10 protein-coding genes are annotated in these 16,561 nt (G+C 55.3%); 8 read left to right on the forward strand and 2 right to left on the reverse strand.

Features of this window, described 5'->3' with window-relative positions:
* Positions 1-124 precede the first annotated feature (124 nt).
* Positions 125-1,168, forward strand: coding sequence for an alkene reductase (locus tag RC73_RS05840; protein ID WP_039033767.1), 1,044 nt, complete (start codon positions 125-127; stop codon positions 1,166-1,168).
* Here RC73_RS05840 and RC73_RS05845 read toward each other — a convergent pair.
* Positions 1,086-2,027, reverse strand: a complete 942-nt coding sequence (locus tag RC73_RS05845; RefSeq protein WP_052248021.1) for a substrate-binding periplasmic protein — start codon at positions 2,025-2,027, stop codon at positions 1,086-1,088. The two genes, RC73_RS05840 and RC73_RS05845, sit on opposite strands and share 83 nt — an antisense overlap.
* A 188-nt stretch (positions 2,028-2,215) precedes the next feature.
* On the opposite strand from RC73_RS05845, the gene RC73_RS05850 reads away from it, so the two are divergent.
* Positions 2,216-7,162 (forward strand): S8 family serine peptidase, encoded by a 4,947-nt coding sequence (locus tag RC73_RS05850; protein ID WP_039033768.1) that lies wholly within the window; start codon positions 2,216-2,218, stop codon positions 7,160-7,162.
* 147 nt (positions 7,163-7,309) lie between these two features.
* Here RC73_RS05850 and RC73_RS05855 read toward each other — a convergent pair whose 3' ends face one another.
* Entirely contained in the window at positions 7,310-9,706 is a 2,397-nt protein-coding gene (locus RC73_RS05855) for a Lon protease family protein (RefSeq protein WP_039033769.1), read from the reverse strand.
* Positions 9,707-9,933: 227 nt separating this feature from the next.
* Between RC73_RS05855 and RC73_RS05860 the strand changes: the two genes are divergently transcribed.
* From RC73_RS05860 to RC73_RS05885, 6 genes are all read left to right on the forward strand, one after another.
* The gene (locus RC73_RS05860; protein ID WP_039033770.1) at positions 9,934-11,157 is read left to right on the forward strand and encodes a DEAD/DEAH box helicase; all 1,224 of its coding nucleotides are present in this window, start codon (positions 9,934-9,936) and stop codon (positions 11,155-11,157) included.
* 348 nt (positions 11,158-11,505) lie between these two features.
* On the forward strand, positions 11,506-12,267 hold the full coding sequence (locus tag RC73_RS05865; protein WP_039033771.1) for a phosphatase: 762 nt from the start codon (positions 11,506-11,508) through the stop codon (positions 12,265-12,267).
* Positions 12,268-12,336: 69 nt separating this feature from the next.
* Positions 12,337-13,662: an SDR family oxidoreductase gene (locus RC73_RS19805; RefSeq protein WP_160289561.1), complete on the forward strand. Its 1,326-nt coding sequence runs from the start codon at positions 12,337-12,339 to the stop codon at positions 13,660-13,662.
* A 188-nt stretch (positions 13,663-13,850) separates the two neighbouring features.
* On the forward strand, positions 13,851-14,612 hold the full coding sequence (cysQ, locus tag RC73_RS05875) for a 3'(2'),5'-bisphosphate nucleotidase CysQ (RefSeq protein ID WP_082014264.1): 762 nt from the start codon (positions 13,851-13,853) through the stop codon (positions 14,610-14,612).
* 28 nt (positions 14,613-14,640) lie between these two features.
* Entirely contained in the window at positions 14,641-15,543 is a 903-nt protein-coding gene (mak, locus tag RC73_RS05880; protein ID WP_039033772.1) for a fructokinase, read from the forward strand.
* A gap of 196 nt (positions 15,544-15,739) precedes the next feature.
* Positions 15,740-16,519 (forward strand): YdcF family protein, encoded by a 780-nt coding sequence (locus tag RC73_RS05885; protein WP_052248026.1) that lies wholly within the window; start codon positions 15,740-15,742, stop codon positions 16,517-16,519.
* Positions 16,520-16,561 lie beyond the last annotated feature (42 nt).

Consider the following 16,561-nt stretch of genomic DNA (forward strand, 5'->3'; position numbering starts at 1 on the left):
AGGCTTGAATGATCATTCAACAATCTTTATCTTGAACAAACATTCAAATAGGGGCTCAGCTCCTCAGGCTCTGAATAAGGCGAATGCCAGTGACTGAGCCGTTAACTCGCCAAGGGCAGGAACCATGTACCAGAACTTGTTTGAACAGTATCGTCTCAATGACAGCATCACACTCAATAACCGCTTTATGATGGCGCCGCTAACCCGTTGTATGGCCGATGCCGATTTGGTGCCGACCGATGCCATGTTGGCTTACTACGCCCGCCGCGCCGAGGCTGGGCTGATCATCAGTGAAGCCACCATCATTCGCCCGGATGGGCAGGGCTATCCCAATACTCCTGGGCTCTTTACCCAGGCTCAGATTGCCGGTTGGCGCAGGGTGACAGATGCCGTGCATGAAAAGGGCGGTAAGATTTTTGCCCAGCTGTGGCACACAGGCAGGGTCGCGCATCCGCACTTCTTTAATGGTGAGCATGTGTTGGCACCATCTGCCGTGGGCGTTGAAGGTACAGTGCCGAGAATGCGCGAGCTGAGCTATCAAACCCCAAAGGCGGCCAGCAAGGCCGAGATTGCTGAACTGGTGCGTGATTACGCCAAGGCGGCAGAAAACGCCATTGAGGCCGGTTTCGATGGTGTGGAGATCCACGGCGCCAACGGTTATCTCATCGATCAGTTCCTGCATTACGACAGCAACCGACGTGAAGATGAGTACGGCCAAACGCCTGAAAACATGAGCCGCTTTGCCCTGGAAGTAGTGGATGCCACCATAGCCGCCATAGGTGCAGATCGCACGGCGCTGCGTTTGTCACCCGGGGCATACTTTAATATGAGTGCCGATCCCCGTGACCGTCAGGTGTTCGATTATCTGCTCGCTGAGCTTGGCTCACGCCGATTGGCCTATCTGCACGAGGGCATGTTTGACGACAACATGCGCTTTGACTTCCTCGATGGCCGGGTATCGGACTACATGCGCCGTCACTACCAGGGAAATCTGGTGGGTGTGGGTGGCTACAGCCCGGAAACGGCCGCCGAGGCGATTGCTGCCGGGCGTTTTGACCTGGTCGCCATAGGCCGCCCCTTTATTGCTAACCCTGACTATATCGCCAAGGTTCGCAGCGGTGAGCGCCTGCAAGATTACTCGGATGAGATGCTGGCCACTCTTGACTGAAGCAGAACATCCCGTTCGGAGTCTTATCCTTAACCCGCTTAGCCATGGCGCCATCGAGATGCAGTATTGGCGGCGCCCGGCGTCCTTGTAGAATTGCCCCATATTTGGCGAGTATTTTGGCATACTCGCCGTTTTTTTTGATTGTCTCCAGCCCTTGATTGAACTCGGCTATCAACTCTGCGCCATGGGGATGAAGGCGACTGGTGCTCAGGTGCAGGTTGCGAATATCCAGTGGCGGACCGGTAAAGTCGAAGCTATCTTCCTGGTGCAGACGCCAGAATGTATCTGTGGCGACAATTTCATCCTCCAGAGTCAAATCCAGACGCCCCACTGCCAACATCTTCAGATTGGACTCCAGACTGTTGTTGGGCACGCGAATAAAATCGCGTGCGGCGCGAAAACCGGTTTGATAGCTGTATCCGCGTACCACGCCGATTCTTTTCTCCTTGAGGCTGTCGAGATCTGTGTATTCAAAGGGATCGCCACGGCGCTTGATGAAACGCTGGCGATTTTGCAGATAGGGCTCAGAAAACAACAGCACTTGCTCTCGCTCCGGCGTATGCCAGGTCGCCAGCAGCAGATCGGTTTTGGCCTCTTTAACCGACCTCAGTGCCCTGGCCCAGGGTTTTAACTCCACCTGTAAGCGATAACAATGAACCGCCAGCGCGCTCTGAACTATTTCCAGTGCCAAACCGGTTTTGCCATCGGTCTCAATAAAAGGAGGCCAGGGATCATTGGTCAGTGTCAGATGCAGCGGTACTGCCGGTTCAGAAGTTGAAGGGGATGAAGGATTACAGTTAGCGAAAGCCAGCCATGGCTGCTGCAGAAATAGCAGAAAAAATACCCAAGTCAGTTTCATATTTAACCTTCATATCAGAGGCTTGGAACCCAAAAGTGCTGAAAGAAAGCTGCAGGTGTCGTCAGCATCCCATAAATCCGCATGTAATTGCAACGTTACCAAATGCTACGAAATTGTTTGTTTTTGTTTGTTATATCTGGAGGGCAGATTTTCTGCGTAATTGAAAGCAAGAGTCTTAAAGAGGACCTATGACTATAACAAATAATCAGCTTGGAACGCGGTTCCGGCAGACGGCGCTGGCCAGTCTGACCGCGCTCTATTTCGGCGGCATGATGAGCGCCACCGCCCAGGTGCAGATGCAACCTGTGGGCAAAGGCAATTTCTATCAGCCAAGTTTTACCAAAGAACAGGTGTTGGCGGCAGACAAGGCCCGCAAGGCGAGTCTTGAAGGTGATATTTATGCCGGTCAGCCGGGAGTGCTCAATCAGGTGTTGCGTCAACGGACACCGGAACAGATATTTCAACCGGATCCATCTGTCAGTGGCGTTCAAAGTTATATAGTGCAGCTTAATGAAGAGCCTCTGGCAACTTATGACGGTAGTATTTCAGGGCTGGCGGCCACCAAGGCACCAAAAAATCGTTCGCTGATCGCCAAAGGTCGGGTCAGTGTCAATACGACTGATGCCAGGGCTTACAGCCGCTTCCTGGAACAGCGCCAGGACAGTTTCGTAAACCGCGCCCGTCAGGCCGGCGCCAATCTGCAGTTGAAACAGCGCTTCACCGTCGCCAGCAATGCCATGGTGGTGGAGATGACTCAGGAAGATGCCAAAATTCTTGCCCGTCAGAGCGGCGTCAAGCGGATAACCCCTAACCGCATTTTCCAACTGCGTACCGACAGAGGGCCTGAGTTTATCGGTGCCGACCGGATCTGGCTCGGCCAGGACCCGAGTACAGGCCTGGCTGCCAAGGGCGAGGGCATGTTGGTCGGGATCATAGATACCGGGGTTAACACAGATCACCCGGCCTTTGCCGAGGATCAGGACTATGTGCGTTTGAATCCGCTCGGTAGCAACAAGTTTACCGGTGATTGTGTCGACAGCCCTGAGCTGTGTAACAACAAACTGGTGGGGGTACATTCCTATCCCGAGATCACAGATGTTTACGGTGCGCCGGAATTTCAGGCCAACCCCTGGGGCACACCTGTCATGGTGCGCCCGGCCAATGGTGAGGACTATAACGGCCATGGCTCCCACACCGCCAGCACAGTAGCAGGTAACCATCTGGATAATACACCTTTGCAGGCTGCAACAGGTGACGCTACCAGTGATGGGGTTAATGTGCCCTTTAACTTCCCGTCTACCAGCGGTGTAGCGCCGCGGGCACATATCATCTCTTATCAGGTGTGCTGGCCCGGCAATGGTGGTGATCCCTATGCAGGTTGTCCCGAGTCGGCGATTCTGGCGGCTTTTGAAGATGCGATTGCCGACGGGGTCGATGCGATAAACTTCTCAATCGGTGGCGCTGAATCTTTACCCTGGGCCGACCCTATGGAGTTGGCTTTTCTGGCAGCCCGTGAAGCGGGGATTTCTGTGGCCGTAGCGGCCGGTAATGCCGGCGCCTATTGGAGCGCGGATCACAGCTCTCCCTGGGTGACAACTGTTGGCGCCACCACCCACGACAGGGTGCTGGAAGCCGGTAGCAAGCATATAGACAACTTCGGCGGCAACGAACGTTATCGCCCGTCCGAGCCTATTGCAGGCAAGAGTTTCTCCGGCAGCATTACCGGTGAGGTGGTGCTGGCTGAAAACTATGCCGACCCTGATCCCAGTGATGATTTCAACGCCGCTTCCTGCAACGCCCCTTTCCCTGCCGGAACCTTCCGCGATGACCAGATTGTCATCTGTGAGCGCGGTGACATTCCCAGAGTGGACAAGGCCAAGAATGTAGCGGCCGGCGGCGCCGGTGGTTTTATTCTGCAAAACGTGGACTATCAGGTCGACAATCTGGTGGCCGACAGCTTTGTGATCCCTGGGATCCAGGTGAAGCAGAGTAACAGATATAAGCTGAAAAACTGGGTTAAATACAGTGAGCCTGGCACGGCTGTCGCGACTATCTCGGATTTCAGCAACGAGTATCTATTTGACGACGCGTTGGCCAATAACCTGGCGCCTTTCAGCTCAATGGGCCCGAGCCGCACCAACAACACCTTGGTGCCGGATCTTACTGCTCCCGGGGTACAGATTTACGCTGCCAACGCAGATGATCAACCCTTTACCGGAGCGCCGGATGCTTCTGACTGGACCTTTATGAGCGGCACCTCAATGGCAGCCCCCCATGTGACGGGTGCCATGACGTTGCTGATGCAGCTGCATCCAGAGTGGACCCCGGCTGAAGTGCAGTCGGCGCTGATGATGACTGCCGGGCCTGTGTATCTCAACACAGGTTATGAGTTGCTGGAGCCTTTCTATCACTTTATGGCTGGCGCCGGTGCCATTAATGTGGCCCGTGCAGCCGATACCGGCCTGGTGATGGATGAGACCATAGAAAATTACCGTAATGCCAATCCGGAAAACGGTGGGATAGTCAATTGGCTCAACCTGCCTTCCATGGTGGAAATGGCCTGTGAGCAAAGCTGCAGCTGGATGCGTACTGTTACTGCTACCCGCGACGGCAGCTGGAGTGCCGAGGCTTTGGGTCAGGAGCAGGGCTTTGAGCTCAGCGTTTCTCCCACGAACTTTACTCTTGCCAAGGGTGAGAGTCAGACCCTGGTGATCAAGGCCAAAGTGCCGCCGCTGATTGAGTCCAACGTCAATCCGAGCGAACCGGGAACGCCTTGGCAACAGGTACAAAACAAAAACACCTTCTTCAATGGTGAGCTCAGGCTCACTGAAGCGTCGGGTGCTTCCCCTGAGCTGCACATGCCAGTGGTGGTGGCCAGTAAGGCAGATCAGATGCCGGTATCCATGGATTTGGAGATCAGCCGCTCTCAGGGCAGTGAGACTCTGAAGATGAATACCTCGGCCTATGCCCAGCTGACGCCACGTTTCTACGGCCCAGTGCAGCCTGAACTTAAAAGTGCCACCCTGGAAGCCGTGGCGCCATTCCTTGACCTGGACTACATAGAAAAGGGCTGGGATATTCAAACAGTCACGGTTCCTGAAGGCGCCAAGCGTTTGGTGGTGGAAGTGCAGAGCGCCAAGCGCACCAGCACGCTTGAGGATATGAACCCACGCTATTCAGGGGTGTTCCCTTTTGTGATCCTGGGTCGTGATGCCAACGGCAACAACGGCTTTATCCCTTCGCAGGAGGAGATGGAACAGGATGACAGGGCGCTCAAGGCTGAATACGATGCCGAGCTGATGTGTTTCTCTTCCAGCCAAGCCGAAAACAACCTTTGTAGCCTGGAAAATCCTGCTCCCGGTACTTATTGGTTTGCCACCGCCATGGCTTATGGCAAGGGGGAAGTGGAAGCTGTGACCGGCCATGCGGTGATCATGGCCGATGACGATCGTGGTATGTTGAGCTTGGATGGCCCGGCATCGCACGATGGCAACGGTGACTACCAGTTGACTCTTAACTGGAATATTCCCGATGCCAAGCAAGGGGATGTTTTCTATGGCGGTATGGATCTCGGTGCCGGGCCGGGCGCTGAAGGTTCTTTCGGTTTTAGTGCCCTCAATATCCGCCGCAGCGAGGATGCCGTCAGTTGGACAGTCAGCCAGGACAAGGCGCTGAGTGAAGATGTTGTGGATGTTACCGTTAAACTGGCGGCCAACCTGGAATCCCGCGATCGCAACTATGAACTGCAGCTCAAGTTACCTGAAGGCATGCGTTTGGCGCCGGCGACCATCAAGAGCAATAACCCTGCGGTTGCCGAAGCGATTGTTGCCGATGAAAACGGTTTGACGCTGACAGGCTTGCAGCCCAGCACTCGGCTCCTTGAGCGGCAATACAAAGTCAGTACCAACCTTAACGATGCCATGTGTCGTACACCTATGATTGATGAGTACTCCACCGGTGGCTACATAGATCTCTTTGGTGAGTTTGGTATGCAGCCCAATGCCGACTGGTTGGTCGGTGATTCTCAAACCAGTGTCGATGTGCCTATTGACTGGTTGTTCTACAAAGAGGGCGCCGAGTTTAAGGTGTACAATCAGGCCAATGCCGGTTATATGCGGATGCACACAGTGGGCGCGTTGCAGTTTAACACTGCCTACTGGTATATGGGTGCGCACCGTGGCCCGGGTTTCCTCTACGAGGCGCTGGCACCCTTCTGGCGTGGCAGTTTCGAGATGAAGTACCGCCGTCATTGGGAAGAACCATGGGGCCTGACCATAGCGTCTCAGTATAAGGAAGAACGTCCGGATCTGGGGGATTTGTTGTTCCTCGAGTTTGATAATGTTACCGACCGCCAGACAGGTCAGGAGTTTGACTTCCAGACCATACTGCGTAGTGGTATCGACGATCATCCAGGTATGTATGAGATCATCTATGCCTACCAGAATCTGGGGGCCGATGTGGCCGACGGTGCTGTGTTTGTCGAAGGCTTTGACAGTACCTGGTCCAGTGATGCGGGGCCGAAGAATGGCTATCTTTATGAGATGCTGGGCTTCGATAATCTGGATACCTTGCTCGAGGAAGACCTTGTGATCTGTTTTGATTACTCAGGGCCTGAGCAAAGCAGGGTCGAGCTGAGCTTCAAGGCGGCGATTCAACCCGGTGCTACCGGTAAGGCGCTTGCCATGACACTGGATTACGATCTTGAAGGCGGCGAACCGGAAACCCTGAGCCATCAAATTGCGGTTAAAGGCAATATCCAACTGGCGCCACTCAGTGACATGAGCGTTGCTGAAAATGGCCGTATAGACGGTATTGCCGTGACTTATATTGATGCCGATAAAGTGCCTAATCTGTTGGAGGTCAGTGGTGAACACATCAGCGCAGAGATTAACGGTGACAGTTTCAACCTGATCCCAGAGGCCGATTTCCACGGTGAAACCCTGGTCACAGTAACTGTGCGTGATAGCCTCAACAGCGGCGATGCCGCCAGCACCAGCTTTATGCTGAAGGTGGAGTCCGACGGGGTTGACCCTGTGAGCCCACCAGAGCCGCCGGTGGATGAGTCAGACTCGGGTGGTTCACTCGGCTGGAGTTTACTGCTCTTGTCGCTGGGATTGCTGCGACGTCGGCGTTAAGCCCAGTTCAGGTGGTTCGCCTGGAAAAATAGCCAGATGAAAAATCCCCGCCATTAACAATGGCGGGGATTTTTTTTGAGTTTCACGGCATGGTCACTGACGTTTTGACTTTATACCGGAAAAGAGTGCGCTTTGCCCAGAATAGGTTTAAGCCTTGTTTTGATTCTTGTCTTGGTTTTTAGTTTTCAGGGCTGACAGCCTGGCCGAGGCCAGCCCCAGTAAACTGCCATTCGGGTAGTGACCGCGCTTGTCGGCCTTGCCGGTTTCCATATCACACAGCAATGCCATCGCCTCGGTCACATGCTCGACCGTCCAGATATGGAACTTGCCCTTGCTGATTGCGTCCACCACAGGCTTTTTCAGCATCAGGTTGTGGGCGTTGGCCGCGGGAATGATCACCCCTTGGGTATGTCTGCGCCCCTTGATGGCACAGACATCGAAAAAGCCTTCAATCTTTTCATTGACTCCGCCTATGGGCTGGGCTTCACCGAACTGGTTCATTGAGCCTGTGATGGCGATATCCTGGCGCAGGGGAACCTGGGCGATTGCAGAGATAATGGCGCAGCATTCGGCCATGGAGGCACTGTCGCCATCGACCCCGGAATAAGATTGTTCAAAGGTCAGGGAGGTGGTCAGCGGAATATCGGCCTCGCGTCCCAACAGGGTTTTGATATAGGCCGAGAGGATCCACACCCCCTTGGAGTGAATACGGCCGCCGAGGCGCACCTTATGTTCTATGTCCAACACTTCGCCCTTGCCAAAGGCTGTGGTCGCGCTGATGCGATTGGGCAGGCCAAACTGATGATCTGTGGTGGCGATAACCGATAGGGCGTTGACCTGACCACAGACCTTGCCGTGCACATCAATCAGGGTGGTGCCCTTGTGAAAGCTTTGCATCAGTTGGTCCCTGAGGCGCGATACCCTTTGCTCCTGCTGCGCCAGTGCCTGCTCTACATGGGTGAGGCGAATACTGCGGGCGTTGGCCGCCTTGGCGCAGTAGTGGGTCTCCCGCAGCAGATTGGCGATATTGGCCGAATGCAGTGACAGCTGGGTTTGGTCATCGGCCTGGCGCGAGCTGAATTCTATTATCCGCGCAATGGCGCTGCGATCGCAGTGCAGCATCTGGTTGTCGTGCACTATCGAAGAGATAAATCTGGCATAGAAACATTCGGCCTTCGGACTTCTTGGCATCACATCTTCAAAGTCGGCAGTTACCCGAAACAGCTCACTGAAGTCGGGATCATAATGCTGCAGCAACTGGTAGGTCTGGTTGTCACCGAAGAGCACGATTTTGACATCCAGAGGGATAGGCTCAGGTGCCAGTGAAACTGTGCCGGACAGGGAGACTTCACGCTCCAGCGAGCTGAGGTCCAGACTGCGGGAACGCAGTGCCCGTTTGAGTCCGTCCCAAACGTAGGGCCGCTCCAGCACCTTGACCGCATCCATAAGCAGCACCCCGCCATTGGCCTTGTGCAGGCTGCCGGGTCGGATCAGCGAAAAGTCGGTAAAGACAGTGCCGCGGTAAGTGGCGTTTTCCACATATCCAAACAGGCCGTGATAGGTGGGGTTTTCCTCTACCACCACAGGGAATTTCTGCTCTTCCTGTTCTACCAAGAGATTAACCTGATAGCGCCTGGGCATTTTCTTTTCCAGCGAGGCATAAGCCAGCGCCAGTTGGTCTTCACTCTCCTCAAGGAAGATATCCAGGTTGCCGAGCATATCTTTTTGCATCGCCGTCAGAAAAGAGCGGATTTCCGGCAGACTGCGGTATTCATCCTTGAGCGGCTTGAAGAAATGGCTCAGTACTTCGCGGGCCACCTGTTCATCGTGCTCCTGCTGCTTGGTGCTGAACTCCTCTTCCCATTCGGTCAATTGGCGAATAATGCCCCTTAGGCGCGATTCCAAGTGTTTGATATTCTGTTCAAACAGCTGTTGCTCGGCTTCTGGCAGGGCGAGATAGGTTTCCTCGGTATGCGGCTCTTCGCCGTTCAGCGCCATCAACTGATACTCGCCCTGAGTGTTGATGGAGAGGCTTATTTTCATCCCCTTGGCTTCTTCGCTCAGAGCCAGCAGCGCCGCTTCCTGTTTTTGCGCCAACTGACTCTTGAGCTTGTCGGCGCGGCGGTAATACATCTCGTTGTCAAACGCCAACGGCAGCGCCTTGACCAGCCTGAGAACCAGTTTTTCCATCTCTTTCTTGAAAGTGACGCCCTTGCCGGCGGGCAGTTTGAGCACCTTGGGGGTCCGGGTCTGGTCGAAGTTGGCCACATAACACCAGTCGTTAAGTGTCTTGTCGGTAAATTCATGGCGCTTGAGATAACGCAGCATCATGGTGCGTTTGCCCAGACCATTTTGGCCTATGGCATAGATGTTGTAGCCCTTCTCCTTGATGGACATGGCAAATTCCACCGCACTCTGGGCCCGCTCCTGGCCTATGATGTCATCCAGCGGCTCCAGTTCGCGGGTAGACTTGACCTCGTCTCCCAGATTGTCGAGATTGGCGGGACGATATACCTGACTGGCATCTAAGCTGGTGACGGCCATGGGCGCTTCCTTGTTCAAATAGGGCAGAGAAAAGTAAAACTGCTTTTTATGACAATAAGATGCGCTGCAGCCTAAAGCAAACGTCAAGCCGAATAAGTCTCTCGGGCGGTTAATTTTTCACCCGTAAGCCACGTTTGCTGCCTGAACCCAGGGATAACACCTATCCGGCACCGGGTAGCAGGGTATAATGGCAGTTTGCCCTAAGCTTTATTTTTGAAGGACTCTCCATGGAATTTGCCGCTTTTTCTCTGCCCGAACCGCTACTGACCAATCTGGCCGGACTGGGTTTTAGCAAGGCAACCCAAGTGCAGGCAGAGGCCATTCCTTTGGTGCTCGCCGGCAGCGATCTCCTGGTGCAGGCACAGACGGGCACAGGGAAAACCGCCGCCTTTGCCTTGCCGCTGCTGGCGCGTTTACTGCCCGCCACGGCTGAGAGAGCAGTAAAACCCGCAGCGCCCAAGGCTCTGGTGCTGGTGCCTACCCGGGAGTTGGCGCAGCAGGTTTTCGATAACATTAAAAGCTATGCCAAGGGCTGCGAGCTGAAGATTGCCATTGCCTATGGCGGCGTGCCACTCGATGGACAGCTAAAGAACTTCAAGGATGGCGTTGATCTCTTGGTCGCCACGCCCGGGCGCCTGCTGGATCACCTTAAAAAGCGCAGTCTCAGGCTGGATAAGGTTGAAACCTTGGTGTTTGATGAGGCCGACCGCATGTTGGACATGGGGTTTGAAGATGAGATCTCGGCGCTGATGAAAAAGATGGCCAAACAGCGCCAGACTCTGCTGTTTTCCGCCACCTTCAACGACAACATCTGGCGTCTGGCAAAGACTTTGCTGCAGTCTCCCAAAGTGCTGGAGCTGCAAGCATCAGAGCAGGATGGCAGTATCAAAGAGCGATTGATTGAGCTCGATAGCGAGCGTAAGGCCGCCGCCGTTGCCGCCCTTTGTCGCCGGCACGACTGGCGTCAGGTGTTGCTGTTCAGCCGCACCAAGGAGGGCGCCGACAAACTGGTCTGTGAGCTCAGTGCCGAGGGCTTGGCCGCCAGTGCGCTGCACTCAGATCTGAGTCAGGCCCAGCGGGAGCAGACCTATCAGGCGTTCAAGGCGGGTGAATGCCGTTTGCTGGTGGCCACGGATGTTGCCGCCAGAGGCCTGGATGTAGCGGCCTTGCCTTGCGTTATCAATCTGGAGCTGCCGTTCAAGCGCGAAGATTATCTACACCGCATTGGCCGCACCGGCCGCGCCGGCATGGAAGGGCTCGCCATCACCCTATTCAGTCGTGACGACGAGCGCCTCCTCGAAGAGCTGGAAGCCATGCTCGACAGGCGCCTCCCCAGAGAATGGCTGCCCGGGTTTGAGCCGGATCTCAACCGCAGTTTCGACGCGCCGAAAAACCAGAGTAAAGCCGCCCAAAAGCAGCGGGCCCGCAAGAGAGCGCTTGGTAAAAGATAGCAAGTCCGATTTAGTTGAGCCTACTTGGGTTAGTCAACCGCAAATGCCAACAACATAAGTATTCTGCTCCTGATGGATTCGAGGCCTTCGCTGGCATGGGTGCCAGAGTAGAGCCATCAGGGATGATTTCACGGCGTGCCGAGAAGCCGTTAGGACGAAAGCCCACGGCAGGTGCTTGAGAGTTTTGCCGAGTGGAAATCTATGCTGTTCAAGCCGTTTGAGTCGATGCATCCCCTTTATCTTTGGGGTGGCCGATGGGCTGGAAAGCTATTGGGTTCATTCGCCAAAGTGGGTCAGTTGCGCTAAGCTAGTGGCCCGGTTTTCAAGAAACAGTCTCCTGGGGGAGCCATGTTCGTAGTCGATACCCATACCCACACAGTTGCCTCTACTCACGCCTACAGCACGATCCATGATTATCTGGCAGTCGCCAAGCAGAAAGGGATCCGTTTGTTTGCCACCACAGATCATGGTCCGGCGATGGCCGATGCACCGCATTTCTGGCATTTCGTGAATCTCAGGGTGTTGCCGCGGATAGTCGACGGCGTGGGGATATTGCGCGGGATTGAAGCCAATATTACCAATCTGGAGGGGGAAATCGACTTCTTTGGTGAGTTCCTGGAAGAGCTGGACTTGGTGCAGGCCGGGTTTCACGAGCCGGTATTCCCTCCCGCCGACAGTGACAGCCATACTCAGGCGCTGCTGAACTGCATTCGCAGCGGCAAGGTCGATATCATTACCCACCCAGGCAACCCCAAATATCCACTGGATCAGGAGCTGATTGTCCGCGCCGCCGCCGAGCATAATGTGGCGCTGGAGATCAATAACTCCTCTTTTGCCTGCTCCCGCAAGGGCAGTGAAGACAGCTGCCTCAATATTGCCAAACTGGCGAAACGATTCGACGCCCAATTGGTGATGGGATCAGATTCCCATGTGGCCTTCAGTCTGGGTGAGTTCCCGCTGGCGCTTGAAATAGTGGATGCCGCCGGTTATCCAAGAGACAGGCTGCTCAATCGCGAGCCATTGGCACTGCTGAATTTCCTGCAGCAGCGAGGCCACAAGACGCTTGGTGAGTTAATCGACTACTTTGAGAGTGAGGCGGTTGCAGGCTAACCTGGTTCGCCTGCTTTAAGTATACGAACCACAAAAATCCATCAACTGATTAGCCATGAATTCCGAATCGTGACAGCCAAGACTACCCGAATATTGATCACCGGCGCTCATGGTCAGCTCGGACAGGCGCTGCTGGCGAACTTACCTTGGTTACCCGAGTTTTCGCCTTCCAGGCTGCGAATGAAGATACCTGAGGTAAGCCTGGTGCCCGGCAGTGCTGTAGAGCCCCGCAGTGCTGTAGCACCTGGCAGCGCAATTGAAATTGTGGCGCTCGGGCATCAGCAGCTGGATTTAACCTCGGCAGATTTGCCTGAGCGGCTCAGTGAAATCAATGCTGATGTGATAATCAACTGCGCCGCCTACAACGCCGTGGATGCGGCCGAGCAGGATATGGCTGCCGCGATGGCGCTTAATGCCGAAGCGCCGGAGCGTTTGGCTATCTGGTGCCGGCAACAGGGTGCTTGGCTTATCCATATTTCGAGCGACTATGTCTTCGGGAATGTCTTCGGAAATGTCTTCGGAAATGTCTTCGGAAATGTCTTCGGGAAGGATTTGGGAAATGCTCTTGGAAACGTTTCTGGAAATGCAGCTGCCAATATGTTCGGGAATGCGCCCAGAGCCTTGACCGAGAGCGATGTTTGCGAGCCTTTGAGCCTGTATGGTCAGAGCAAGCTCGCCGGCGAGCAGCGCTTGCTTAAGGCCAATCCCGGCGCCCTGGTGCTGAGAACCTCTTGGCTTTACAGCCGTTTTGGCAGCAACTTTGTGTTGACCATGCGGCGATTGCTGACCGAGCGCCCCGAGCTCAAGGTAGTGGCGGATCAGATCGGCACGCCAACCTGGGCCGAGGCGTTGGCGCGGCTTATCTGGCAGTTGCTCATCTGGTTTCATCTTAAGCCAGAGAAGTCCGCGGTGCTGAGCGGCTGCTTTCATTACGCAGCAACGGGGCAGTGCAGCTGGTATCTTTTCACCAAAGAGATAGCCGAGCAAATTGCCAAGCAGCAGTGCAATTCAGCGCCAAGCTCTCAGGCGGCGGTGCCATTGCAAACCGCGTTGCAATCTCAGGCCGCGTTGCAATCTCAGGCCGCGTTGCAATCTCAGGCCGCGTTGCAATCTCAAGCTACATTACATGCTCAACCAAACCCGGCGCCAATCACGCCAGGGTGCCGGATAACGCCTGTCAGCACAGCAGAGTACGGCGCCTTATTGAATCGAGCGCAGGCGCCGCGCCCGGCGTATTCGGCGCTCGATTCAAGCGCTCTCAAAGATGCCATGGCGGCCATGCCTTCGGCATTTCGCTGCTATTTGCCAAAAGACTATCCATCACCCATCTGGCTTTCCTGGCAGGCGCAGCTGGCGCTGATGCTTTCGGGGCTTGGTGCACCTTCCTTGGATTGAATGGGGTTAAACAGGATGAAAAGTAAGGCAAAACCGGCTGTAGATTATAACCAGTAGCTAAAGGTTATACCCACCAAAGCCGGGTGGCTGGCATAATAAACTATCTTGTTGATCCAAAGGATGAAACCTTGTCGAATAATCCCCCCAAGACCTTGCTTGATGCCAAGCAGCTGACACTCTTGACCGAGATGGCCCGCGCCGCCGGTGAGGCGATAATGCACTACTATCAGGGCGGCGAACTGGCGATTGAGCACAAGGCCGATGACAGTCCGGTCACGGCTGCCGATCTTGCCAGTCACGCCGTGTTGCAACAGGCGCTGGCGCGTGAGTTTCCAGCCTGGCCACAGATGTCGGAAGAAGCGGCGGATATCCCCTGGGCGCAGCGGCAGGGCTGGGAAACCTATTGGCTTATCGACCCACTCGACGGCACCAAGGAGTTTATCAAGGGCAACGGTGAATTTACCGTCAACATTGCGCTTATTCACCGAGGCCAGGCGGTCGCAGGTGTTGTCTATGTGCCTGCCTCAGCCGTGTGCTATTTGGGCGCACTGGGACTCGGTGCCTGGCGTGAGACCCCAAATGCGGCTGGATACCAGCGGGTGGAATTGAATGCCAGGGCCGGAGTTAAGCGCCAGGTTCCTGTGATTGTCGGCAGTCGCTCGCACTCGAGCCCGGGGCTTGGCGAGTATCTGCAGCAGCTTGGCGAGCACGAAATGAAGAGTGTCGGCTCATCACTCAAATTCTGCCTGCTTGCTGAGGGCAAGGCGGACATCTACCCCAGATTGGGCCCTACCAGTGAATGGGACACGGCGGCGGCTCAGGCCGTACTTGAGAGTGCCGGTGGCCGGGTTTTGGAATATCCAGCAGGCAGCAACTTAAAATATAACCAAAAAGAAACTATCCTCAATCCTTGGTTTATCGCATACAGCGCCGATTGGCGGTGCGATTAAAGCAGATACAAACACCGGAGTTGCAAGCATGATGCGTATCGGCGTTGATTTGGGCGGCACTAAGATTGAATTGGTGGCTCTGGGTGATTCCGGGAGTGAGCTGTTTCGCAAGCGAATTGCCACCCCCAGAGACTATCAGGCGACCCTTGAGGCCATCTGTGCCTTGGTCGATGAAGCCGAGACGCAGCTGGAAATGACAGGAACTGTGGGTATTGGCATTCCCGGGGTGATCTCGCCCTTTTCCGGTTTGGTGAAAAACGCCAACTCCACCTGGTTAAATGGTCATCCGCTCGATAGAGATCTCGAGCAGCGTCTGGGGCGCAAAGTGCGGGTTGCCAATGACGCCAACTGTTTTGCGGTCTCCGAGGCGGTGGATGGCGCCGCCGCAGGCAAAGAGGTGGTGTTCGGGGTGATCATAGGCACAGGCTGCGGTGCCGGCATTGCCATTAATGGCAGGGTACATCAGGGCGGCAATGGTATAGGCGGTGAATGGGGCCATAATCCCTTGCCCTGGATACGCGCCGAGGAGTTCAACAGCACTGAGTGTTTTTGCGGCAAGCACGACTGCATCGAAACCTTTATTTCGGGAACCGGGTTTGTCCGCGACTATAACCAGGCTGCCGGTGCGCAGCTCAGCTCAGGCGCCGAGGTGATGGCATTGGTGGAGCAGGGGGATGCCGAGGCCGGCGCGGCCTTTGAGCGCTATCTCGACCGTCTGGCCCGCTCTCTGGCCCATGTGATCAATCTGCTGGATCCGGACGCCATAGTACTCGGCGGCGGTATGTCCAATGTGCAGGCCATCTATCCGGCATTGCCGGATAGACTCAAGCGCTATGTGGTCGGCGGCGAGTGCCGAACTCCTGTGTTGCCCAATCACTACGGCTGCTCCTCCGGGGTACGCGGCGCCGCTTGGCTGTGGGGCCAGGACTGAGTTTGGCGAGGTGCCCGGGCCGTGTTACAGGTATTCGACTGAGACACTTTAGACACTCTAGGCACTTTAGACAAAAGTGGAAAGCGCTCGAACATGTATTGGGGCAAGTGAGTCCATCGCCCTTCGCCAATCACTGGTCAGCCGAGTAACGCTTCTGTAAGCTATGGCTACTTTTGCCAACCTTCGGATATCAAGCGTGTTCTGGCTGAAAAAAATCCTCTCTCAATTCTTTATGCCCATCCCTCTAACCTTGGTCACTCTGCTGCTTGCCTGTTTTTATATCCGTCGCAGGCCGGGTGTAGCGCGCGCCCTGGTGGTTTTTGCCATCACTTGGGTGCTACTGCTTTCCAGCTCTATCGGCAGCAATACACTGCTTGCCGGGCTTGAGCGTCAGTATCCACTTTATACCGCAGCGCCGGCGCGCTCCTGTGTGGTGATGGTGCTGGGTTCGGGCCATGATGATGAGGTTGGCGGACTCGCGCGACATATGTTGTCGGCAACGGCGCTTGAGCGTCTCAGTGAAGGGGTGGCGCAACTCAAGGCGGCCAACAGCAAAGATTGCCTGCTGGCGGTCAGTGGTTGGAGCGGCGGTCTTGAGCAGCAGAGTCATGCCCGGCGTATGGCCGAGGCCGCCATCGAGTTGGGGGCCGAGCCATCGCGAGTTTTAATGTTGGATTCGGCCCGCGATACCATAGAGGAAGCCCAGGCGCTGCGGCAGGCCTTCGGTGCCGGCACTGATGATAAAGGGATAGATGCCTTGGGTGGCAGACAACTGATCCTGGTCACCTCCGCCAGCCATATGCCAAGGGCGATGCGAATATTCCGCTCGACCGGGCTTGAACCTCGGGCGGCACCGACTGACTTTCTGCTTAGGCGCGATCACTGGTGGCGCCTGAGCACATCCAATCTGGATGATTCACAAAAGGCGTTGCACGAATATCTGGGATTGGCCTGGTTGACTGTTACCGGCCGCTAATGGTTCAGAACCCTGGTTATAGAATGAATAAACGGCTGATAA

Source organism: Shewanella sp. ECSMB14102, from assembly GCF_000813075.1.
GTDB classification, from domain to species: Bacteria; Pseudomonadota; Gammaproteobacteria; order Enterobacterales; family Shewanellaceae; genus Shewanella; species Shewanella indica.